1 protein-coding gene is annotated in these 383 nt (G+C 43.1%); it reads left to right on the forward strand.

Features of this window, described 5'->3' with window-relative positions:
* On the forward strand, positions 1-191 hold a 191-nt coding region (locus PL9631_RS26895), incomplete at its 5' end, for a hypothetical protein (protein ID WP_231516867.1).
* Positions 192-383 lie beyond the last annotated feature (192 nt).

The raw sequence follows: 383 nt of genomic DNA on the forward strand, positions 1-383 counted from the left end.
TTTTAGGGAGACCTACTTTTGAGTCGAGTGCCCAATCCAAAAATACAGCACCCTCAAAAGTCATCCCAGGTCGTTACGAGAAGAATGAAAAACACAACAACAGCTTTCAAACTCCGAAGTCCGGTTCAAAACCTAGGACAATTCAGCACCTAGCTTCTGTAAATAAAAAAGAAGCCAGAATGCTGGACTAGCAAGTCCAGACAGAACCTTGAAAATTGCAGAGAAACAAAAACTGGCAGTAGTTCGTAGTTAGAACTCCCAGCCGAAGGAAAGGAAACTAACCCTAGGTGGAGAGAACTAACCAAACAAGAACAGAAATTCTCGAAAAAAGAGAAAGTGGTCAAGATAGAAAGGGCTGACGGTGGAAACCTTGGCACACAGAG

Source organism: Planktothrix paucivesiculata PCC 9631 (genome assembly GCF_900009265.2).
GTDB classification, from domain to species: domain Bacteria; phylum Cyanobacteriota; class Cyanobacteriia; order Cyanobacteriales; family Microcoleaceae; genus Planktothrix; species Planktothrix paucivesiculata.